The organism is Paenibacillus sp. W4I10 (genome assembly GCF_030816325.1).
Classification (GTDB): Bacteria; Bacillota; Bacilli; order Paenibacillales; family Paenibacillaceae; genus Paenibacillus; species Paenibacillus amylolyticus_B.
Genome location: NZ_JAUSXX010000001.1, coordinates 3,595,996 through 3,618,909, shown reverse-complemented (window position 1 = coordinate 3,618,909; position 22,914 = coordinate 3,595,996). Strand labels below are relative to the sequence as shown.

The 22,914-nt window shown below is 46.1% G+C and carries 22 protein-coding genes; 19 read left to right on the top strand and 3 right to left on the bottom strand.

Going from position 1 to position 22,914, the window contains the following annotated elements; translation table 11 throughout:
* Positions 1 to 93: 93 nt before the first annotated feature.
* The 14 genes from QF049_RS16355 to QF049_RS16290 all read left to right on the top strand — a co-directional run bounded on the left by QF049_RS16355 (position 94) and on the right by QF049_RS16290 (position 13,755).
* Positions 94 to 372, top strand: a complete 279-nt coding sequence (locus QF049_RS16355; RefSeq protein ID WP_017690003.1) for a hypothetical protein — start codon at positions 94 to 96, stop codon at positions 370 to 372.
* A 324-nt stretch (positions 373 to 696) separates the two neighbouring features.
* On the top strand, positions 697 to 1,119 hold the full coding sequence (locus QF049_RS16350; RefSeq protein WP_124116962.1) for a thiol-disulfide oxidoreductase DCC family protein: 423 nt from the start codon (positions 697 to 699) through the stop codon (positions 1,117 to 1,119).
* Between the two features lie 67 nt (positions 1,120 to 1,186).
* Entirely contained in the window at positions 1,187 to 2,050 is an 864-nt protein-coding gene (locus tag QF049_RS16345; protein ID WP_307538910.1) for a DUF6612 family protein, read from the top strand.
* A 209-nt stretch (positions 2,051 to 2,259) separates the two neighbouring features.
* The gene (locus QF049_RS16340) at positions 2,260 to 2,643 is read left to right on the top strand and encodes a VOC family protein (protein ID WP_307538908.1); all 384 of its coding nucleotides are present in this window, start codon (positions 2,260 to 2,262) and stop codon (positions 2,641 to 2,643) included.
* Between the two features lie 161 nt (positions 2,644 to 2,804).
* Positions 2,805 to 4,022, top strand: a complete 1,218-nt coding sequence (locus QF049_RS16335) for a nucleotide-binding protein (protein ID WP_307538906.1) — start codon at positions 2,805 to 2,807, stop codon at positions 4,020 to 4,022.
* Positions 4,019 to 5,323, top strand: coding sequence for a TadA family conjugal transfer-associated ATPase (locus tag QF049_RS16330; protein WP_307538904.1), 1,305 nt, complete (start codon positions 4,019 to 4,021; stop codon positions 5,321 to 5,323). Before QF049_RS16335 ends, QF049_RS16330 begins: the two co-directional genes overlap by 4 nt.
* Positions 5,324 to 5,363: 40 nt before the next feature.
* Entirely contained in the window at positions 5,364 to 6,107 is a 744-nt protein-coding gene (locus QF049_RS16325; RefSeq protein ID WP_091016179.1) for a type II secretion system F family protein, read from the top strand.
* Positions 6,108 to 6,119: 12 nt separating this feature from the next.
* Positions 6,120 to 6,989 (top strand): type II secretion system F family protein, encoded by an 870-nt coding sequence (locus tag QF049_RS16320; RefSeq protein ID WP_307538902.1) that lies wholly within the window; start codon positions 6,120 to 6,122, stop codon positions 6,987 to 6,989.
* Positions 6,990 to 7,000: 11 nt separating this feature from the next.
* Positions 7,001 to 7,189: a Flp1 family type IVb pilin gene (locus QF049_RS16315; protein ID WP_221819185.1), complete on the top strand. Its 189-nt coding sequence runs from the start codon at positions 7,001 to 7,003 to the stop codon at positions 7,187 to 7,189.
* Complete coding sequence (locus QF049_RS16310) at positions 7,173 to 7,847, top strand: TadE/TadG family type IV pilus assembly protein (RefSeq protein WP_307538900.1); 675 nt, start codon at positions 7,173 to 7,175, stop codon at positions 7,845 to 7,847. Before QF049_RS16315 ends, QF049_RS16310 begins: the two co-directional genes overlap by 17 nt.
* A 91-nt stretch (positions 7,848 to 7,938) precedes the next feature.
* A complete protein-coding gene (locus QF049_RS16305) occupies positions 7,939 to 10,056 on the top strand; it encodes a hypothetical protein (protein ID WP_307538898.1) in 2,118 nt (705 codons plus the stop codon).
* A 29-nt stretch (positions 10,057 to 10,085) separates the two neighbouring features.
* Positions 10,086 to 11,117, top strand: coding sequence for a pilus assembly protein (locus QF049_RS16300; RefSeq protein ID WP_307538896.1), 1,032 nt, complete (start codon positions 10,086 to 10,088; stop codon positions 11,115 to 11,117).
* 11 nt (positions 11,118 to 11,128) lie between these two features.
* Positions 11,129 to 11,644: an A24 family peptidase gene (locus QF049_RS16295; protein ID WP_307538894.1), complete on the top strand. Its 516-nt coding sequence runs from the start codon at positions 11,129 to 11,131 to the stop codon at positions 11,642 to 11,644.
* A 338-nt stretch (positions 11,645 to 11,982) separates the two neighbouring features.
* Positions 11,983 to 13,755 carry a DUF6382 domain-containing protein gene (locus QF049_RS16290; RefSeq protein ID WP_307538892.1) on the top strand — a complete coding sequence of 591 codons (1,773 nt, stop codon included), beginning with the start codon at positions 11,983 to 11,985 and terminating at the stop codon, positions 13,753 to 13,755.
* A gap of 12 nt (positions 13,756 to 13,767) precedes the next feature.
* On the opposite strand, the gene QF049_RS16285 is transcribed toward QF049_RS16290, so the two are convergent.
* Positions 13,768 to 14,679, bottom strand: coding sequence for a TIGR01777 family oxidoreductase (locus QF049_RS16285; RefSeq protein ID WP_307538890.1), 912 nt, complete (start codon positions 14,677 to 14,679; stop codon positions 13,768 to 13,770).
* Between the two features lie 157 nt (positions 14,680 to 14,836).
* Positions 14,837 to 15,304, bottom strand: coding sequence for a DUF2621 domain-containing protein (locus QF049_RS16280; RefSeq protein WP_176872741.1), 468 nt, complete (start codon positions 15,302 to 15,304; stop codon positions 14,837 to 14,839).
* A 170-nt stretch (positions 15,305 to 15,474) separates the two neighbouring features.
* On the opposite strand from QF049_RS16280, the gene QF049_RS16275 reads away from it, so the two are divergent.
* Positions 15,475 to 16,581, top strand: coding sequence for a deoxyribonuclease IV (locus tag QF049_RS16275; RefSeq protein WP_124113443.1), 1,107 nt, complete (start codon positions 15,475 to 15,477; stop codon positions 16,579 to 16,581).
* Between the two features lie 42 nt (positions 16,582 to 16,623).
* Positions 16,624 to 17,517, top strand: a complete 894-nt coding sequence (gene purU, locus QF049_RS16270) for a formyltetrahydrofolate deformylase (RefSeq protein ID WP_017689986.1) — start codon at positions 16,624 to 16,626, stop codon at positions 17,515 to 17,517.
* 74 nt (positions 17,518 to 17,591) lie between these two features.
* Here purU and QF049_RS16265 read toward each other — a convergent pair whose 3' ends face one another.
* Positions 17,592 to 18,071 carry a hypothetical protein gene (locus QF049_RS16265; protein WP_307538885.1) on the bottom strand — a complete coding sequence of 160 codons (480 nt, stop codon included), beginning with the start codon at positions 18,069 to 18,071 and terminating at the stop codon, positions 17,592 to 17,594.
* A 433-nt stretch (positions 18,072 to 18,504) separates the two neighbouring features.
* On the opposite strand from QF049_RS16265, the gene tkt reads away from it, so the two are divergent.
* From tkt to QF049_RS16250, 3 genes are all read left to right on the top strand, one after another.
* Entirely contained in the window at positions 18,505 to 20,547 is a 2,043-nt protein-coding gene (gene tkt / locus QF049_RS16260; protein ID WP_036610788.1) for a transketolase, read from the top strand.
* Positions 20,548 to 20,880: 333 nt separating this feature from the next.
* A complete protein-coding gene (gene ppnP, locus QF049_RS16255) occupies positions 20,881 to 21,198 on the top strand; it encodes a pyrimidine/purine nucleoside phosphorylase (RefSeq protein WP_017689983.1) in 318 nt (105 codons plus the stop codon).
* Positions 21,199 to 21,387: 189 nt separating this feature from the next.
* Positions 21,388 to 22,743: a glucose-6-phosphate isomerase gene (locus QF049_RS16250; protein WP_017689982.1), complete on the top strand. Its 1,356-nt coding sequence runs from the start codon at positions 21,388 to 21,390 to the stop codon at positions 22,741 to 22,743.
* Positions 22,744 to 22,914 lie beyond the last annotated feature (171 nt).

The following is a 22,914-nucleotide window of genomic DNA, read 5'->3' as shown; positions in this document are numbered from 1 at the left end:
GCGAGTTGACATTGAACTGAAATTTCTTTAATATAACTTAGTACTGAGTAGTGTCATTGCATGAACCAAATTTGAATTAAACAGGTGATATCCATGTCTTATAGACCGCGTATTGCAGATTTAGAATTAGCTTATGGTAACAAGGAAGACGGATTGTACGAATTCAAAATGAATTTGGTAGACGGTACAAAATGCCGTGTATTCTACTCCCGTTCCCCGGAATGGAAGATGACCAATATCAGCCGTTTGCAGAAAACGCCTTGTCCAGTATGTCGCAAAGATTTCATTTGCAAATGTATGGACCAGTGGGCAAGTGACCTGCATCAACAAATGATCGATGACCAATGGATGGAAAAGGCAGTTACGGAGTAATTGTCGGACAGATACGAGCGTGGGCACAATGCCTGCGCTCTTTTTCTTTTTATTTCCATTAATGCGAGTTCAAAAAGACCGGTTTTCAGTACCGAGAAGATGGGATGAAGCTAGAAATGGAGTAGCGGAGCGTAGGGAAAACTACGTGAGCAACGGACATTTCGGCTGAATTCCATATTCGATGCTGATGATGCCACCAGGCATCCTTCGTAATCAAAAGCGGACTTTTTGAACTACTTCTAGAAGAAATAAATTTAGAATTAGTGAACAAGAAGGCTCAGATTGGGTAAGTTACTCTAACCGCAACAATAGGAGGCAGCGAATATGACAGCAACTCAAACGGATGTGCATCAGGGACATCCCATCGTACTGGTGGATGGCGTCTGTCACTTCTGCCAGGGCTTAACCAAATGGATTATTAAGCGTGACCCGGAAGGGAAATATCATTTTGCATCGCTCCAATCGGATGTAGCCAAGGAACTGCTGGCGAAGGGCAATTTGTCGACAGACAGTATGGACACCTTTGTTCTGATTGAGAATGGAAAATACTATACACGTTCAACCGCTGCACTGCGATTGGCTAAAGGTTTGAAGTTTCCTTATCCATTGTTATATGTGTTCATTATTGTACCGAAATTTATTCGTAATGCAGTCTATAACTGGGTTGCTCGCAACCGTTATCGCTGGTTTGGCAAGGATGAAGCGTGCATGTTGCCTACACCGGAGATCAAAGATCGATTTTTGTGAGTGTGATTAATAACGGAAATAATTGGGTAATGACTACAGATCATATCTATTTTGGGAGGACAACAACTTGAAGAAGTGGACTACATTATTTATCGGGGCATTATTAGCAGTGAGCTTGGCAGCATGCGGTAACGATACAGATAATACGGCAACGCCGCCAGCGACTAACAACGAAACATCCAACGAGGGCAATACACCTGCAGAGCAGGCAACAAAGATCCCTACCTTGGACGAATTGATTACCAAAACGAATGCAGCAACCAAAGAAATGAAAAGCTTCACAACTGAAGCAAACATTGATCAGAATCTGAAAATGGATGCTGGTGAACAGTCCCAGGATCAACAGGTTAAAACATCACTCAAGATGGATATTATCAAAGATCCAATGATGATCTATCAAGAGATGAAAATGGAAATGTCGGGACAGGAAGCTCAGAACGTGAAGCAGTATATCACTTCGGATAAAATCTACTCTCAAGTTGGGGATCAATGGGTTGCGATTCCTGAAGCTCAAACCAAGGAACTGATTGAGCAGATGAAAGCAAGCATGAATCCCGAAGGTGAATTGGAGCAATTCAAAAAGATTGAAGAAGATACTGAAGTGACCGAAGAAGGCGACAATTATGTGATTAACGCTGACGTATCCGGTGATAATGTGAAGGAACTGGCCAAAGCCGTGATGGAGCAGAACGGATCGGATGCCCAGATGCAAGCCATGCTTGATCAGATGAATATCACCAGCATGAAGATGAAGTATATGATCAACAAAGAAACCTACCTGCCTGCAAGTACGGACGTAACCATGGTCATGGAGATGGAACAAAATGGACAGAAAATGACGATGGACATGAAGATGAACAGTACATTTTCTAACCACGATCAAGTGGAAGAAATCAAGATTCCACAAGAAGCATTGGATAGCGCTAAATAAATTGGTTATGCCAAATGTGCTGAAGATGATTTAAAGCGTTAAACGCGCTTCCTTGTATGCCGTTAACAGGCACCTCTGAACTAGATCTGTGTGAGCCGAGAGGTTTTACCGGATTAGAATCAGGGGTGTTTTTCTGTTTAGCGGAGATTATGGTCAGGGTTGAAAGTGTTATAGTATAGTCATATTGAAGTAGAGAGGGGAGATAAAAGATGATTGAATATGCACACATCCACCATGTTAGTCTGGCTGTACGTGATCTGGGAATCGCGAAGAAATTCTATTCGGGGTTACTGGGAATGCAGGAGATTGAACGTCCGCCTTTCCGCTCCACAGGTACATGGTATGCCATCGGTAGCCAGCAGCTTCATCTGTTACAGCACCCGGAGGGTCACACGTTACGTGAGGCTGGGATTGACACAACAGACGGCCACTTTGCAATCTGGGTCACCAGTTATTCGGGGACTATAGCTTGGTTGGAGGAGCAGGGAATTGAGTATGAAGCGAGACCTGACAGTGTGGCTGGATTCGCACAGATTTTTGTACTTGATCCGGACCGTAACATTATTGAGTTCGATTCACCGTACAACTCTTAAGGGGAAAAGGGTTAGAATAAATCCCTTGCTCCCCCAGAAATTGTATGCTATATTATCCATACATTCATAGCATGTGACGGAAGCACCGTCCATATACTGCATATTCATGCGGTTATTGGACGGTGTTTTTTTGTGCTTTTTGACAGGGAGGGAAGGGGAATTTGATTGTACTGAAGGTTGTTCTGGTTTCAAAGGATAGAGATTACATTAGCGCCTGGCTTGATTATGTACAGGGAAATTCGTCTGGTCTCCATGTGCGTTTCACGGCATTCTCCCAAGGAGATTCATTCAAGGATCACATGAATGAGCAAGAAGGTCGAGAATTACCGGATCTGGTTATTGCGGAACCGGAGTTTCTGAATGACTGGCTGAATAACGGGGGAGAAGTATCGGGTGTACCTTGGCTAATGCTTAGTGAAGGGATGGAAGAGGTAGATGAGGCCAAGCGGCTGATAAAATATCAACCCTTGCCTGCTTTGCTGGATGCTGTGATGCATGCTTGCCGGCAGCCACGCCGTAAGAAGGTTCACCATCCGGGGCAAGAGACTCTCTCCATCGGTGTAGTATCCGCTTCAGGTGGAAGTGGCAAAACGGCAGTGGCCCTGCATATGGCGAAGCAATTGGGACTTGCAGGATATGCTGTTCTCTATCTTAATCTGGAGACGCTGGACAGCACGCTCCCGTTTCTGGAAAAGGGACTAATTAGAAGTGGGCAGCGTCACCCGGATGCGGAGACGGGATTGTCACGCCTGTTATACGATCTGAAGGTGGGAAGAAAGGAATCCGGCAAGCAGTTACAGGTACAATCGAAGGGCGTAGATGGATATGTGGTCCGGCATGAAGCGCTGAAATCCGATGTGTTCTGGCCATTATCGAATCGGAAAGAACTGTTGCAAATGAATCGTGAGGATACGTCGAATCTGCTTCGTTATTTAACGGATTGTGGACAATATGACGTGTTGATTCTGGATGGGGATTCCGGTTGGGATGGGCGCAGTGAAGGGGTACTGGATGCAGCAGATGCATTTGTCTGGTTGGTTGAGGATGATATATCTGCCATGCATCGATGGGGACAATGGTTACAGCATGCTGAGCGTACGAAACCAGATTTGTACGAAAGTATGCTGGATCGTTCACGCTTTGTGGTTAACAAATATCGGGACAATGTCGTCAATGCACTCCCACGCCCTGATCTACATCTTGATGCAGTGTTGCCCTACATCCCTTCTTGGAAACAACTCAGTCAGGAGGAAGTCATGCTTAGTTCTCCGATCTTCCAACGTGAAGTGAAGAGATTATGTGCCATGCTGGTACAAGATGGCGAAGAAGAATTGAAGCAGACGGGACGAATTCAGAAGCAGGATCGGTGGGCACTATGACGGACTCATCCAATAGAATACTGGATCGTGAAGAACAGTTTCAGATGATGCGCAGGGAAGTCAGGGCTGGCCTCGATTTAACCTCTTCCGCAGGAGATGATGAACTGTGGCAGGGGATAGAACGCAAAGTTCTTACTGACCCGAAGCTGGATGATCTGACCTCAGGAGAGCGTCATACGCTGGTACAGCGATTGTTTGACTCCTTTCGTGGATTGGATATTCTACAGCCGCTTGTGGATCATCCCGATATTACGGAGATTATGATCAATAGTCACAAGGAGATTTTTGTGGAGCAGGAAGGTGAAGTCAGCCAGATCACCCTTGAATTTGAGTCCAGGGAACGGCTCGAGGATATCATCCAGATGATTGTGTCCGGGGTAAACCGGATTGTGAACGAGTCTTCTCCAATCGTAGATGCCCGTTTAAAGGATGGTTCACGGGTCAATATCGTGTTGCCTCCTATTGCCTTGAAAGGCCCCACGATGACGATTCGTAAATTCCCCAGTGAACCGATGAGGATGTCCGATCTGATTGAAAAGGGAGCCCTGCATGAAGAAGCGGCAGAATTATTGCAGCAGTTGGTACGGAGCAAATACAACATCTTCATTGGAGGCGGGACCGGATCGGGAAAAACGACCTTTCTGAACGCATTATCCCAGTTTATCCCTTCCGATGAGCGGATTATTACCATTGAGGATTCGGCTGAGTTACAGATAGTTACGGTACCGAATCTGGTATCACTGGAAACGCGGAATGCAAACACCGAAGGCAAGGGACAGATATCTATTCGGGATCTGATCAAATCTTCCTTACGGATGCGTCCGAACCGGATTGTGATTGGCGAGGTAAGGGGCGCAGAAGCGCTGGATATGTTGCAGGCCATGAACACTGGCCATGATGGATCTTTGTCTACAGGGCATGCGAATACCATCTCGGACATGATTAGCAGACTCGAAACGATGGTGCTCAGTGGTGCAGATCTTCCCATTGCGGTTGTAAGGCAGCAGATTAGTTCAGCAATCGATATTTTTGTACATCTATCTCGGCTGCGAGACCGCTCACGGCGGGTGACAGAGATTAGTGAAGTGATTGGTATGCAGAACGGTGAGGTTATGCTGAATCCACTGTTTCGTTTCCAGGAACAAGAAGAGCGTGAAGGCAAAATTATTGGCGGGTTAGTGCAGGTTGGAAAGTTGAATCAGGTGGATAAAATTCAGATGGCTGGGCTTGGGGAATGGCTGGATGAATACATAGAACAATATAGTGTTGAAACTGATCCGTCGGATAACAACGTGAATTAAAGTTATTGGAAGGTGATTACTGTTGGGTGAAGCCAGACAGATGTTGACGGATTACACCGTATATACGCTTTCCCGGAGACAACGAATGGTCTGTATGCTGATTAGTGGTCTGCTGTTTTTTGGCATCGGAATTCTGTTCTACCATCACTGGTTGGCTGGAGCGATCCTGGCTGCGGGTTGCATATGGGTACCAAAACATTGGACTAAAGTGCTGTTGGAACGAAAAAGAATGACACTCAGTTTACATTTTAAGCAAGCGTTATATGCATTATCTTCGGCACTTGCCGCAGGAAAATCGGTGGAAAATGGATTCAAGGAATCCGTAGAGGATCTGCGGATGTTGAACCCGGAAGCGGATACCGATCTGATTCGTGAGTTCACGATATTGCGGACACGGATGGAGTATGGACAACCAATCGAAGAGGCGCTACAGGATTTTTCGGATCGGGCGCAGATTGAAGATATTACGAATTTTGCAGATGTGTTCATTACGTGCAAACGAACTGGCGGGGATCTGGTTGAGGTTGTGCGTCGTACCTCTGCGGTGATTGGTGAGAAGCTGGATATTCAGCAGGATATTATGGTCGCGGTATCGCAGAAAAAGTTCGAATCAAAGGTGATGTTTGCCGCTCCATTTATTTTTCTGATATTCCTCAATCTGACCGCTAAGGACTTTATGGAGCCGTTATATAGCGGGATGGGGTACCTCATCTCTAGTGGTGCATTGGCAGTACTCGCCTGCTGTTATCTGTGGATTAATCGCATTATGGATATCAAAGTATAAGGAGCTGAAAAGATGCTGCTTCCCGTTATAATCGCAGGGATGCTCGGAGCGGGATGGCTGGTGCTGGATCGAACCCGGGGACAGACCTACCGGCATTTGCGCAAGCTGGATATGGAAGGATTACGACTGAAAAAATTGCATGGCCCCTTCCTGTTTATATTGGACAAGTTTGAGATTGGACGCAGATTGCCAGTACTCATGTTTCGGATGCAACATGCCATTCAGAAAATGTATGGCATACAGCACAGTGGAGAGAAAACGATGCTCTATTGCGCTGAAATGTTGACCTATACATGGCTCATGTTGCTGGTGGGCTGCCTGTTATCACTCGTTGGAGATATGGGCATCGGAGGTATGGTGGGTGCGCTCGCGCTCGGTGCAGCGTTGCCTTTTGCGCTCTACAAAGACCTCAATACAAAGGTGCAGCGAAGAGACCAGGATATTCTTATGGAACTGCCTGAGCTGCTGAACCGAATTGTACTGCTGGTTGGCGCAGGGGAGACCGTGCAACGTGCTATCGTTCACTGTGTGACAAGCCAGGGGGAACGGAATCATCCGTTGTACAACGAACTTAGAAAGACGGTGGGAGATTGGAATAATGGTTACTCGTTTCAACAATCCTTTGAACAGTTCAGTCGCCGCTGCGGTGTACAGGAAGTAACGATTTTTACGACAACAGTGCTGCTGAATTTCCGACGTGGGGGAGGTGACTTTGTATTGGCGCTGCGGGATCTGTCACATGTGTTGTGGGAGAAACGCAAGGCTGTCAGTCGGGCGAAGGGAGAACAGGCTTCTTCCAAACTGGTGTTTCCAATGGTACTGATCTTTTTTACGATTGTGGTCATGATCGGGGCACCTGCTTTTATGATGATGAATATGTAGGAGGAATTGGGATGATGGAAGTGTTAAAAAACAAGGTAAACGTATTTTGGGAGGAAGAGGACGGACTCGGCACGTTGGAGCTGATTCTGATTATCGGGGTTATTATCATTATTGCTTTGATTTTTAAAGACCAAATTAAAAAATTGGTAGAAAGACTGTTAACTAATGTGAGTAATAAAAGTAATGAATTCTTCGAATAACAAGTTCAAAAAGGAAGAAGGGAGCTTCACCGTTGAAGCCTCCCTGATCTTCCCTGTCGTGCTGTTTATTCTTGTGTTGTTACTCTTCTTTACCATGTACATGTATCAAAAGACATTCCTGAATCAACATGCCTATGCCGCTTCCGAACGTGCAGCCTATAGCTGGGACAACAGCCACAAACTGGCGATGACAGGTGAATATGTTGCTGGAGAACATGACAATCTGTACTGGAGACTGACGGATGATCGTATGCTTGGAGCGCTGTTTGGTTGGGCGGGAGCTGATAATCAGGTTAGCGTTTCTATACCTGCTGGTGAAGGTGGCAATCTCTCGGAACAGAAATTAGCACAAGCGGTGCAACATATGCCCTCAGCTATGAAAGGAACGATTGAGTATCAGAATTCTCTGATTCAGCGGAAAGTAACAACCAAGCTGGAACAAGTAATTTCTTTGCCTCTTCCTTCTTTTTTGTTCGACTCAGGTAACCGTGTACTGACCCAGGGATCGTCTGCAGTTGTTGAACCGGTTGAATTCATTCGAACTGTAGATCTGGTCCGTTATTACACAGCGAAGTTTAAAGGCAAAGGCGGAGAAGCCGCGAGTACTGCTGCGGAAGCAGGACAGGTTGTGCAGCATTTTGGCAAAAGCAAAAAGTGAGTAAAGGAGGAGGGCGGAGCTGTTTAGAAAAAAAGACGGTGAGTTGGGAGCCGTAACCCTTTTTTTAATATTAATATTGGCTGGAGTTTATATGTTTGTAGCTATATTCATTGATTACGCTCGTATTGCTGCATTCAAGGTACAGACCGAACGAATGACTCATGCTGCAATGAGATCCGTAATGTCAGCCTATGACACATCACTCCGGGAGTATGGTTTATTCGGGTATGGCGACAGCAGTGGGGATGCAATTATGGCTAAAGTGTTGAACGATAGTGTGAAGCCTTCAGCTGTAAAAGATGGATTCCCCATTCTGGATATCCAGTGGGATACAACTACGCTGAGCATGGAGCGTGAACTGGGCAGATACGATATATTTAATCGCCAGATTCAGGAGGACATGAAGTACCGGGCTCCGGTTGATTTTACCCTTGAAGTGATCAATCGGTTCAAACCGATATCAGACGAGATGAAGGAAGCAGCGCACACGGTAGACTTGCTGAAAAAATTACAGAAGTTATATGACAAACGTGAAGAACTACTGGACGAAGCCATTGCCAATCAGACGGAATCCGCGGAGAAGCTGAAGAATCTTCCAAAGTTAATCATGGACCCGCCTTCACAAGCTATCTATGAAGAAATGTTGGAAGAAACACCAGAGACAACTGCCGAGGTAGCAGCACGTTATGCAGATTATCTTAACAAGAAACAGGCAGATGAGGGACTGCCGTTCAGAGAGCAACAATACATATTGGAACTGGCTCGTTATCGGACTGGTGTTGGTAATGTGGTGGCAGGCATCAGCATGATCATACAGCCCGCGTTACAGGCCCATCAAACAAAGCTGGAGGAAGCACAGTCCAAAATCGAAGAAGCGCGCAAGATTAATGATGAAATGAAACGTGTGATCGCGGAGGGGGAGAACCGTTCACAGAATGCCAGCTACGACAACGTGGGCAACTCGAATCTTCCTGGGACGAATCCTGCATCTACTGGATCAGGCACTGAGGCCAAAAGTACACGTTCTCTTGCTTCGGAGCTTGTGAGGGCAGATAGCCTATTTGATCAGTTGAAAGCACGTGTGGTTTCACAGAATTCGGACTTCTCTAACGTCAGAAGAGACAACATGGAGTTGAATAATCAGCTTCGCAGCGTTACGGGAATGAGTGGAGTTCCGATTAAACCGGCGGTCAGACAGGCAAGTCAGGTTACGGAACGATATATGGACACCTATGTACGTAGCGGTCCTGCCAATCTCATCCTCCAAAGTAAGCAGCAGCTGGAAAGTGGTCGTGGGTCGGATGCCCAGCGCAAAGCGAATGACAAAGAATCCAAAGGGAAATTGAAGGAAGTCAAACGAATCTTGTCGCAGGTTCAGAATGGAAGTTCGGGTTCCATGGACGCTTTCAAACAGTTGGAGGAATATTACAACGCTAATATTTCTTTTAACGAGGCTAGTCGTGAGGAAGCCAAAAAGGCAGAGATTGCTGGTGATCCCTATGACTCTGGTGGCGATGCCATGAAGGGAATGGACAGTTTGTTTGGCGGGATGTCCGGTCTGCTGGACAGTCTTGGCGACGAATTATTTCAGAATGAATATGCTTTAGCCTATTTCAACTCCATGGATTTTGGTCAGTTATTTACCTGGACTGAAGGTGGTGGAGATGCTGCTGATGTCTTCAAACTGGAGAATCAGGAACTGGAGTATATCGTCTACGGGTTTCATAATCCTTCGGGTAACATCGCTGCGGCATATGCGGAAATATTTGGGATGCGGCTGGCTATTCGGACGGCCAAAGGGTTAATTGAGCACAGCAAGCTTGGGAACCCACTTCTGGTTTTATCGGCGGCAATCTTATACGGGATTACAAACGCCATCGCGGATATGGTGAAACTAGCAAAAGAGGGCAGTGTCGAATTGTCCAAGTATATCAAAGTCAAACTGACGTATAGGGACCATCTCCGATTGTTCCTATTGATGCATAGTAACAATGAACGCAAAATGTCCAGAATGCTGGCGCTAATTCGATTGAATACGGGTGTGAATCCAGATGAGAAACAGACGTATGCTTCGGGTAACATGCGTAGTAGCATCAAGCTGTGGTTTTTACCAGGGGTGGTTAGAAGCATAGGTGCAGTTATGGGTAGTGAGGATCAGGTTGAAGATGGGCGATTTTTCATTGAGCGAAAGGCGGATTATTCCTATTGAATAATTAGGATCGTTTCGGTGGAGGGATTATGGATAAGCAGCAACATTATGAAAAAGAAAGCGCACAAATGCAGATTCGTTTAACAAGAATAATCAGATTGCAGCGTTTGAAGTCTCTCAAAAAGCAGATATGTTCTCCGAAAAAGGAACAGGGCAGTATGGTTCTGGAAGCTTCACTGGTGTTACCTGTCTTCCTGTTCTTTATCATGTTTCTCATCTTCATAGTGCAAATGACTCTAATCTCCACAGCGTTACAAAGCACAGCAGGTGAAGCGGTGAAGCAGTTATCAACGAAAATATATCCCGTTTCCCTTGCATTCACACCTTCTGATTCTGCCGGCGGAGAAGGTTCTGGAGGGGGTTGGAAGATACCAGAGTTATCTCTGACGGAATGGGCAGAAGGTTATGCTTCTTCTCTACCCGAGCCATTAAGTGATTGGGTACGTTCAGCGGCGGCAAGTGGTGAACAGCCACTACAGGAGATCAAAACATCCGTCTTGGAAACCGTACTTGATCCCACGGTAAAACCGCTGCTTCAACCATTTATCGAACCAACTCTGCTGAATATGGAACGTGTTCATGTGAATGGTATTTCCATACCTGATCTCAAAAACAAAACAAATCCATATTTCCGACTTGAACTGAGTTATGAATTGCCGGTAAAAGTCCCATTTCTCAGTAAACCGCTTCGGATTCAGGTTGCTGCGGCAGAACGGGTATGGATTGGAGATACCGGAGAAGGGGCAGATGGCAGCGCAGGAGACGGGGATACTGCGGGTTCAGCAACGGTACTGTCGAAGCCTGACCCGGCATACATAGGCAACAATGCAACGATCAAGGTGAAGGTAGAACCAGGAGCGACAGCCAACTTAACGATATTTTACAAGTCAGGTGAAAGTTCTGCGAAGCACATCGGCTGGGCTACCGCAGATGAGAATGGAATTATTGAATGGAACTGGTTTGTTGGTACTCGGACAACAGAAGGAACATGGAGTTTTGTTGTCGAGACAGGGGACGGTGCCAAGACGGAGACTACGTTTACCGTGGCCTCCAAAAAATAAGGAAGGGGATGATGGAGGTGGAGTGGTTTTACATTGCCTGTGGCATATACGTCATTGCAGCTTTTATTACAGATATTCGTTTCATGAAAATTCCAAATCGATTGACTTTACCCGTGACTGCCGCTGGCGTATTAGCCCATATCATATGGGGAGGTTGGGATGGTTTCTTGTTCTCAGCCGCTGGATTTGCAGCAGGTTTTGGCATTTTGTTTCTGATGTATGCGATTGGGGCAGTAGGAGCAGGAGATGTGAAATTGTTTGGTGGGATTGGCGCATGGACGGGGCTTGCTTTTGGCATTCATGTCATTATTTACTCCGTTTTGTACGCGGGCGCAATTGGTTTAGTGATACTTCTATTCCGTAAAGATTCAGCGAAACGAATTCGAGGCATGGCAGGTAGTCTTGCAGGTTTTTTCATGCTCGGTTCGCTCAAGCTGGTAAATAAAGAGAAGACATTGAAATTTCCATTTATGCTTGCCGTATTGCCCGGGTTTATCACTGTACTTATCTCAGGAGTTTTCCCTTGATATCAGGAGTCTGGATAACGTTAAGATAACAGTGATCGAAGATAGCACTGCGATTGGAGTGGAAGAGTGTGGTGTATTGTAACTCAACTTATATCAACTAAATTTTTTACACGAGAACGGAGAGGACGGAAAAAACCTGAAGAAGCGGAGCTAAAAGCTTTCTGAAAGAAAGCTGCATCGGAAGCATATACTTCGCCTTTATCCCCGGATTTCTCCCTTTATAGAAGGGAATCAAGAAATCTGGGGATAACAGCGATCGGAAGGTTGTTCCGTCATCGTAGTGCCCAGTGTAACTTTCTTTAGTTGATCCTATATAACAATGGAAAGAGAGGATTGGCATGTATGGATTAACGAGAGATTTTATTCGTAACGGCGGAGCGTTCATGGTTTTGGAGAAAGAGGACGGGTTACGAATGGAGGAATTGAGCCGGGTACAGATGGGGATGTTATCCTCCAATCAAATTCCGCGACTTCTTCCTGTTCATATTCGGGAAGTCGATCGAAATGTAACTTTGCAGTACGACATATCAGGGTACAAGATGTTATCCCAGATGTTAAAGTCAAGCAAAATCAAGTTGCGTGTTCTGTATGGTCTGTTGTTCCAATTAGCCGATGCCTTCACGGAATGCCGACAATATATGCTGGAGCCTCGTAAATTATTGATCCAGGAAGAGTACCTATTCATCAACGGTTCATTCGAACAGGGTGAGCTTGGCATGGTATATGTGCCTATCTTGGACACCGTTGAAGTTGATCCGATGCCTCAGCAATTCCGTGAGCTGGTAATCAGGCTGATGGCCCATGTACAGGAACTGCAGGGAGAAGGAATTCAGCGTGTTCTGCAGTTATGTGACAACGAGCGCTGGGATATCAGACAGTTGCGCGAGCTTCTGCTGGAATTATACGCTGACGAGCAAGAGAATGGAGGAGGCGCAGCAGTTCTCTCGTCCAGAACTTCGGAAACCATCGATGGTCCAGGAGGTAATCTTCATTCGTCAATTACTGGGCGGGATAGCAGGCAATCCACTGGTTATTCTCGTCCAGATCAACTCGGTGCTCCCGTTCAAAATGCTGGTGTGGGGCCGCAACTAAATTTCCGTCAGCCGCAGAAAACGAGTGAATCTGAGGTTGAAGACATACCGGTGAGATCTCGAACCTTTCCAGGCAGGCGCTCACCTGAGCAATTTCCATTAGAGAGCTCAAACAGCATGGATCAGGGACGAAGTAACCCGTATGATTCGCTAGAGCGTGTTGATATGGAAGTGGAGGAAAAGTCCGGATCTTCCAAAGTAACCTATATCATATTGGGCTGCATGCTTGCCATGGCATTGGTATGGAGATTTATTTACATGGAGCAATCGGGACAGACGCAGATGATCCTGTGCATGGTACTAAGCCTTGGCTTGTTTGGTGTAGCAGGATGGACGTGGAAGCGTAAGGCAAACCCTCAGAATGACTCAGAGAATAAGCGGTCTTTTTCATTCAGTTTAGTTAAGAACAAAGGCAAGCAAACGGAAGAGGACGAGGAACAATTTCAGGAAAGTTGGCGCTGGAATACAGCTGATAGGAAAGAGGAACGCATAAACCAAATGGTTGCATCCGCCTCAGAAGGTGGTAGCGAGCATTCCCGTTTTCAAAATTTGCATATGACACCTGAACACTCCGAACCACCGTTCGTTCAGCGCCATGTGGAAACGGTAGCTTCAACTTCAGAGCTAATTCGACAGGATGCAATTGCGGAGGCAACCGTGAATTTGCAGAATCTGAGTGGAGGTAATGTTACAGGGGCAGGCCCGGTGATGGCGTCTTATTATCTTGAACGAAGATCGGGAAGCAGTGACCAACATGAACGGATGGATGTGCAAGGAGCATCTTTTGTCATCGGAAGATCAGTGGATATGGTTCAGTGGGTGGACACAGCGACCGGCGTGTCCCGTGCTCATGTGGAATTGAGCCGGAACAAATCGGGCTATGTGATTAAGGATCTGGGTTCCGTCAATGGAACCATTCTTCAGGGCAATATTCTTGCTCCGTATAAGGAGTATCCCTTGGCGGATGGAGACACATTTACACTTGCGGAATCTGTTTACACTTATCGGTCGGTTGAATAAGGCATAGTTCAATCAGTCAGATAAGCCGCGGTGCTTCAGATCTTCCAGTGCCTGGGTTAAGGTTGGGAAGGTGAACTGGAATCCGTGGTCGAGAGCTTTTTGCGGAATGACTCTCTGCCCCTGAAGCAGAACAACGGATAGTTCACCAACTAAGGTTTTAATTAAGAAGCTGGGTACGGGGAACCAGTGAGGGCGATGATACACTTTACCGACCGTACGACCGAATTCATCATTGGTAACAGGGTTCGGGGAGGAAGCATTGACAGGACCTGATACTTGTTTATTTTGAATGCTAAAATCAATGAGTCTTACGATATCCATAATGTGAATCCAGCTAGTCCATTGCTTGCCACTGCCGATCTTGCCACCAACACCCAGCATATAAGGCAGTTTCATCAATGGAAAAGCACCTCTTTTATGTCCAAGAACCAGACTTACTCGGATTTTAACGAGTCTGACATTTTTGATTGCATCTGCAGCAACTTCCCATTGTTCCGAGACCCGGGACGGGAAATTCATGGGTTTTTGCGGACTGCTCTCGTCAAAGGTTTCGGTAGGGGAGGTTCCATAGATGGCCATGGCAGAAGCCTGAACGACCACTTCCGGCTTTTGTTCCAGGGATTCTACCAATCGGGCTACCCGTGCTACGGTAGTGACTCTGGATTCAACAATCTCGAGCTTCGCTTTGGTTGTCCAACGTTGATTCAGCGTTTCTCCGGCAAGGTTAACAAGAGCGTCCATACCTTCCAGCAAGTGAGGTTGTTCTTCGACTTGTTTCCACGATATATATGTAAGATTTTTACTTGGATTATGCAAGTCAGGCAGTTTTCGTGTAATAACTTTCACATGGTGCCCGGCTTGCAGCCAATAATCTACAAGTGCTCCTCCCACAAATCCGGTACCTCCACAAATGGCAATTTTCATATCAAACATCCTCTCTGTATTTTCACTGCGCTGATATACCGTTGGATCGACAAACAGCCCCGTACGGTAAGCAATGCCTGTTGGGAACAACTTACCTGACGGAGCATATCTGTATCTAATTAACCAAATCTATATGCCACTTAACTCATGTTTTATTTTATTTAATCAAATGTTGATAAGGGGAATAATCGATTTTGTTTTTCTCCAAAAATTTGACCAAAAACTTATTATCCCGCTTCGGTGTGGCAATAATGTATCCTTTGATGCAATGATCTCTCGATACTTCCGTAGCATTGTCTTCAACTGCAATTTTACCAATCTCTGCAGCAATGGAATGTTTGGCAATGTCACGAAATGGCCCTGGCACAGGCTCCACAAGTTGATCCAAAAAAGCTTTAGCTTCATCTGTCCATAAGTGACGGCTGGCTTCAACCCAATAATTCTGCCAATCCAGTTTGGACTTTCCGTCCGCTTTTGGTAGCACTTTCAAAAACTTGCGCATCATGAAAAATCCACCGATACACATGCTGCCAAGCAATAAAAAAGTCCAGAATGCGATTGTATTCATAAACCAATTGCTGGGGGAACTGCTGGTCAGTATCATCGCGTAGGAGTCGAAAATCATTGCGGAGTCACCTCGGTTCATTGATTTTCACGGAAAGACGGATTCCGCCTACCCATGTTCCACATATTAGCTGTAAAAAATAGCCTCTATCCCGAATTATAGCGCATTTCTAGATTTATTTCGATAATCGCGTTAGAATAAGGGATAATTCAGATTAAGGGGGATCAATAATGCTGAAAATCGGCTCCCACGTGTCCTTTTCGGACAAGGGATTATTGAGTGCAACGAAGGAAGCGTCTACGTACGGTTCCAGTTCGTTTATGATATATACGGGTGCACCACAGAATACACGTCGCAAGCCAATTGAATCCATGTATATTGAAGAAGGCAAACTTGCCATGCAAGAGGGTGGAATGGAAGATATCGTTGTCCATGCACCGTACATTATTAATCTTGGCTCATACAAAGACAACACGTATAGACTCGCTGTAGATTTCCTTCAGGAAGAGATCCGTCGTACACATGCTATTGGTGTCAAAAACATCGTATTACATCCCGGGGCATTTACAGACAAAGATGCCCACTATGGGATCGGACGGATCGCAGAAGGGTTGAATGAAGTGCTGGAAGGTGTGAAAGAGACAGATGTGAACATCGCTCTGGAAACCATGGCTGGCAAAGGTACGGAAATGGGGCGCAGTTTCGAAGAAATCGCCCAGATCATCGAGAAAGTAACGTATAACGAGCGCCTGACTGTGTGTATGGATACATGCCACATTCATGATGCCGGATATGATATCGTTAATGATTTTGACGGTGTACTGGAACAATTCGATCGTACGGTAGGACTTGACCGCATTGCCGTAATGCATATTAATGATAGTAAGAATGCTGTGGGTGCGCACAAGGACCGTCATACACCAATTGGCTCTGGCTGGATCGGGTTTGAGGCGATTAACCGCATCGTCAACCATGAGAAGCTTCAAGGACGTCCATTTATTCTGGAGACACCTTGGATTGGTAAAGAGGCCAAGACACAGCGTCCAATGTATGAGGTGGAGATTGCGCTGCTTCGTGGGGATGTTGCCGGTCGATTCGGCCAGGAATTCCTGACAGAAGTAGAACAGTTGCAACACTTTTTCAAAGGTAAAGAGATTGAGTCTCGTTCGTATATTCTGGATGTGTGGACGTTGCTCAAAAATGATGCCAAAGCCAAAAAGGCAGATCCGCGCGAACCACTGGAACGCCTCTATGACATGGTGGCTGAAGCTGCACTATTCCCGCATTTGAATGAAGAACAACTGAATCATCGCTTGATTGCATGGCTTGCGGGTTAATCCCGCAGGTCATGGCTTAATTGAAGGAGGAAGAATAACCCGATGGAGATCCACGCTAAACAAGTACGCCCTGATTCTAAAAACCGCGCCGATCGTGCGCGCATGCTTATTTCCTGTCCTGATGGTCCAGGAATTGTAGCTGCCGTATCTCATTTCCTGCACCAGCATGGTGCGAACATTGTTCAGTCGGACCAGTACACAATGGACCCTGCTGGCGGCATGTTCTTTATGCGAATTGAGTTTGATCTTCCGCAATTGTTGGTCAATTTGCCGAAACTGGAAGCAGATTTTGCAGAAGTGGCAAGCCGTTTCCAAATGGAATGGACGTTATCTGCGGTTAGCCGCAAGAAGAAACTGGCTATCTTTGTATCCAAAGAAGATCATTGTCTGGTTGAATTGCTGTGGCAATGGCAGGCAGGCGACCTGGATGCTGATATTGCTCTTGTGGTCAGCAACCATCTGGACATGAAGGACTATGTAGAATCATTTGGCATTCCATATCATCATATTCCGGTAACAGCAGATACGAAGAAAGAAGCGGAACAGCGCCAGCTGGACGTCATTGGCAATGATGTGGATGTGATCATTTTGGCTCGTTACATGCAGATTATCTCTCCGATGTTCATTGAGCATTACCGCAATCGAATCATTAATATTCACCATTCGTTCCTGCCAGCCTTTGTGGGTGGTAAACCGTATGCGCAGGCGTACAACCGCGGTGTCAAAATTATCGGTGCGACAGCGCACTATGTTACGGAAGAACTGGATGGCGGACCAATTATCGAACAGGACGTGCAGCGTGTAAGCCACGGGGACGATGTAACCGAGCTGAAGCGTATTGGACGTACCATTGAGCGTGTTGTGCTTGCACGTGCCGTGAAATGGCATGTCGAAGACCGTGTTCTTGTTCACGAAAATAAAACCGTTGTATTTTAAGCTCACGCTTTAATACTGTGCAAGGTTGATTCGGAACCACGTAATAGACTAACAATAAAGCGACCCCAATTCGTTTACGAAACGGGAGTCGCTTTTTTTGTTGTGTTGATATACTTTCCGCACAAGCCAAGCATAATACCGAATAGCAGATGTCCTACAATCCAGTAGAGGATGGCGGACACATTGTACAGGTCTGGCACACGTGATGACAATTGAGAGAGTGGAATGTAGAGCAGGGATGAAGCGGCACCAAGCAAAATTCCTTTGAACATGGGACGCCCTGTGCGCCGTACCCACCACACATAGAGGATGCCGATCACAACGGACACAACTAGATGCAGAGAAAATTCAATGATTTCGGGTAAGGTTGGTGGAAGACCAGACACAAAATCAATATTCAGCAACAGGGTATATACTTTTTCACCTGTGTTGGCCTGAATCATTTTGAGGAAAAATCCCAGGACAACTCCCGAGAGAATTCCCGTTAAAATACCGGATATCCAGGGTAATGAGTGTTTTACCGATGTTGATGAGTGAGCAGCAGGATCTGGCATGATTGTGACCTCCTATGATTGACGCGAGTACATCTGAAAAGTAAACCACAGCCAACTTTCGAATCCATATTAAGGAACATTATATGTGAATTGAGGATGAATATCTAAAAAATGCATGTTTTTCAGGTTAAAGGTTATACTTCATGCGATGGATTTGCGAGGCTCCTTAAGTCTGCTTTTGGAATTTAGTACCTTGTACAGTACGATTTTTGCTTGATAGGCCAAGGAATATTCATCACAAACAACCGATTTTTCACGAACTTCTGAAAGAAGGTTATGGAAAAGCTTCACGCCAAGTGATACAATACAAAAGTGAATAAGTCAAAATGAAACACTCAAGCGGATTCACTTATTGTGAAATTCGGTTTGCTTGTATGATGAGAGGGATTCGCTTGCGCACCCGACTTATCTAAAGACATGAGGAGGACAAACCATGACTGACAAGAACGAAGCGATTCAAAAGGACGAGAACACTACAATCGACAACCTGTCGATTACGACCGTACGTACTTTGGCGATTGATGCAATTGAGAAGGCAAATTCCGGACATCCGGGCATGCCTATGGGCTCCGCTCCAATGGGGTACCAACTTTTTGCAAAAACGATGACTCATAACCCGGACCACCCAACTTGGGTTAACCGGGACCGTTTTGTCCTGTCTGCAGGACATGGCTCCATGCTGCTGTACAGCTTGCTGCACCTGAGCGGATATGATCTTCCAATGGAAGAACTGAAACAGTTCCGTCAATGGGGAAGCAAAACTCCGGGTCACCCGGAATTCGGACATACTGCAGGTGTTGATGCAACTACAGGCCCACTGGGTCAAGGTATTGCAATGGCTGTTGGTATGGCGATGGCTGAAGCTCAACTGGGCGCAACATACAATAAAGACAAATTCAACGTAGTTGACCACTACACTTACGCAATCTGTGGTGATGGCGACTTGATGGAAGGCGTATCTCATGAATCAGCTTCCCTGGCTGGACGCTTGCACTTGGGCAAACTGATCATGTTGTTCGACTCCAATGACATCACGTTGGATGGTAAATTGGATCTGTCTTCTTCCGAAAGCATCGCGAAGCGTTTTGAAGCTTATGGCTGGCAAGTGCTGCGCGTTGAAGATGGTAACGATCTGCCTGCAATCGAAAAAGCAATTCAGGAAGGTCAAGCAGATACACTGCGTCCTACACTGATCGAAGTTAAAACGGTTATCGGTTATGGTAGCCCGAACAAACAAGGTAAAGGCGGCCACGGCGGTACTCACGGATCTCCACTGGGTGCAGACGAAGCCAAATTGACTAAAGAGTATTACAAATGGGTTTACGAAGAAAACTTCCACGTACCGGCTGAAGTTCGCGATCACTTTGCACAAGTGAAAGATCGTGGTATCTCTGCTAACAAAGCTTGGGACGAGAAATTTGCCGAGTACAAAAAAGCTTTCCCTGAGCTGGCAGCTCAATTCGAAACAGCGATTAACGGCGACCTTCCAGAAGGCTGGGACCGTGATCTTCCTAAATATGCAGCAACAGACAAAGCCCTTTCCACTCGTGTAGCATCCGGTAACGCTCTGAACGGTCTGGCGCACAACGTGCCACAACTGACAGGTGGATCTGCTGACTTGGAAAGCTCCACAATGACTCACTTGAACAACCTGGAGAACTTCACACCTGAAGATTACTCCGGCCGTAACATCTACTTCGGTATCCGTGAATTCGGTATGGCTGGAGCAATGAACGGTATGGCACTGCACAGCGGTGTGAAAGTATTCGGAGGTACGTTCTTCGTATTTACCGATTACCTGCGTCCGGCTGTTCGTCTGGCTGCCCTGATGGGATTGCCTGTAACGTATGTTCTGACTCACGACAGTATCGCTGTTGGTGAAGACGGTCCTACGCATGAACCGATTGAGCAATTGGCATCCCTGCGTATCATTCCTAACCTGACGGTTATTCGTCCGGCTGACGGTAATGAAACTTCGGCTGCTTGGGCTTACGCGCTTGAGAACAAGAGCAACCCGGTTGCACTCGTACTCACTCGTCAAAACCTGCCGATCCTGGAAGGTACGGTTGAAGGTTCACGTGAGAACGTGAAACGTGGTGCTTATGTTGTCTCTGATGCAAAAGATGGCAAAGCGGTAGCACAAATCATCGCTACAGGTTCTGAAGTGCAATTGGCTGTTAAAGCTCAAGCAGCACTTGCAGAACAAGGCATCCAAGTTCGCGTAATCAGCATGCCAAGCTGGGATCTGTTCGAGAAACAAGACAAAGCTTACAAAGAGTCCGTTCTTCTTCCGGATGTTAAAGCTCGTCTTGCAATTGAAATGGCTTATCCAATGGGCTGGGAGAAATATGTTGGAGATCAAGGTGACATTCTCGGAATCAGCACATTTGGTGCATCCGCGCCTGGCGACCGTGTTATCCAAGAATATGGCTTTACAGTGGATAACGTGGTTAGCCGCGTAAAAGCATTGCTGTAATAGAGGTCGTTCAAAAAGTCTGCTTTTGATTACGAAGGATGCCTCCCGGCATCATCAGCGTCGAATATGGGATTCAGCCGAAATGTCCGTTGCTCACGTAGTTCTGCCTACGCTCCGCTACTCCATTTCTAGCTTCATCCCATCTTCTCGGTACTGAAAACCTGACTTTTTGAACACGCACTTATGGCTTCATAAGCGCTGCTATGGTTGGGAGGGCGTCATGCTGTCCTGATCCATGGCAGCAAGTTATTTCCGCAGAGATGGGCGGTGACTCATTATCGCCCTGATCTGTTTTGCCTTTTGTTTTCATTAACTTCAGGGGAGCGGGTACGCATGTCACAATTCGATCAAGTCAGTGTAGTGAAAGAGGCCAACATTTATTATGATGGTCAGGTAACCAGCAGAACGGTTATTTTGGGGGATGGCAGCAAAGTGACTCTGGGTATCATGCTTCCAGGCAGTTATGAGTTCGGTACAGATTCCCGTGAAATTATGGAGATTTTGTCCGGAGATCTGAAAGTATTGCTTCCCGGAGAAGAAGAGTGGCAAGAGATTCAAGGTCAAGCTACGTTCCACGTGCCTGCCGAATCCAAATTTAAACTGGAGATACGCAGCGTTACTGACTACGTCTGCTCGTACCCGGCGGAATAACATAAGAAGGGTAAGCAGAACCGCAACCCGCGGATTCGGTTTACCCTTTTTGCTTCTTGAATTCTAACGACAAAGTTCGAGCTGCAAGCTTGTCAGCCCCGTGGATTTGAAGTATCCTTAAGGCAAGTTGTTTAGAATGGAACACGGATACGGAAATAATATAACCGAAATCAGGAGGTTTTTGAGATCATGGCAAAAAAAGTGACATTTGACTATAGCACGGCACTGCAATTTGTAAATCAGCACGAAGTAGATTATTTCGCAGAACCGATTCGTCTGGCTCACGAGCAGCTTCACAACGGAACAGGAACAGGCTCCGATTATCTGGGCTGGATTGACCTGCCAACGGCTTATGACAAAGAAGAGTTCGCTCGCATTCAAAAAGCGGCTGCCAAAATCCAAAGCGACTCCGAAGTACTGATTGTTATCGGTATCGGTGGATCATACCTGGGTGCACGTGCAGCGATTGAAATGCTGACTCACTCGTTCTATAACAATCTGCCAAAAGACAAACGCAAAACGCCTGAAATCTATTTTGCAGGAAACAATATCAGTTCCACATATGTAACTCATTTGCTGGATCTGGTTGAAGGCAAAGATTTCTCCGTCAACGTTATCTCCAAATCTGGTACAACAACAGAGCCGGCAATTGCTTTCCGTATCTTCCGTGCAGCACTGGAAGAGAAATATGGTAAAGAAGAAGCACGCAAACGCATCTATGCTACAACAGACAAAGCGCGCGGTGCACTAAAAGAACTGGCAAATGCAGAAGGATACGAATCTTTCATTATCCCGGATGATGTAGGTGGACGTTACTCCGTTCTGACAGCTGTAGGTTTGCTGCCAATCGCAGCAGCTGGTATCAGCATCGAAGAAATGATGCAAGGTGCGGCTGACGCATCCAAAGAATACAGCAACCCGAACGTAGCTGAGAATGAAGCATATCAATATGCTGCAGTTCGTAACGCATTGTATCGCAAAGGCAAAGGCACTGAGATTCTTGTAAACTATGAGCCATCCCTGCACTTCGTGTCCGAGTGGTGGAAACAACTGTTTGGAGAGAGTGAAGGTAAAGACTACAAAGGGATCTATCCTGCATCCGTTGATTTCTCTACAGACTTGCACTCCATGGGTCAATTCATTCAGGAAGGTAGCCGGAATATTTTCGAAACTGTTATCCAAGTTACTGAAGTTGCTGAGCATATCTCAATCAAATCGGATCCGGACGATCTGGATGGTTTGAACTTCCTTGAAGGCAAAACCATGGACTTTGTTAACAAAAAAGCGTTCCAAGGAACACTGCTTGCACATACGGATGGTCAAGTACCAAACCTGATTGTGAACATTCCAGATATGACTCCATATTCTTTCGGATATCTGGTATACTTCTTTGAAAAAGCATGCGGTATCAGTGGCTACCTGCTGGGCGTCAATCCATTTGACCAACCAGGCGTGGAAGCTTACAAGAAAAATATGTTCGCATTGCTGGGCAAACCAGGCTTTGAAGAAGAGAAAGCAGCGCTCGAAGCGAGACTTTCCGAATAATTCATCGGTCTGCTCATATAGTTAAATAAGGTAATGTAAATCTAACCGGGAATCACTGTTCGTGTAAGATGCAGGGTTCCCGGATATAGATAACCAGGGCAGTTCGTCCGCGTTCGCGCGGTGAACTGCTTTCTTGTAAAATGGACTCAGGAAAAGATCAGAAAGTTGGAT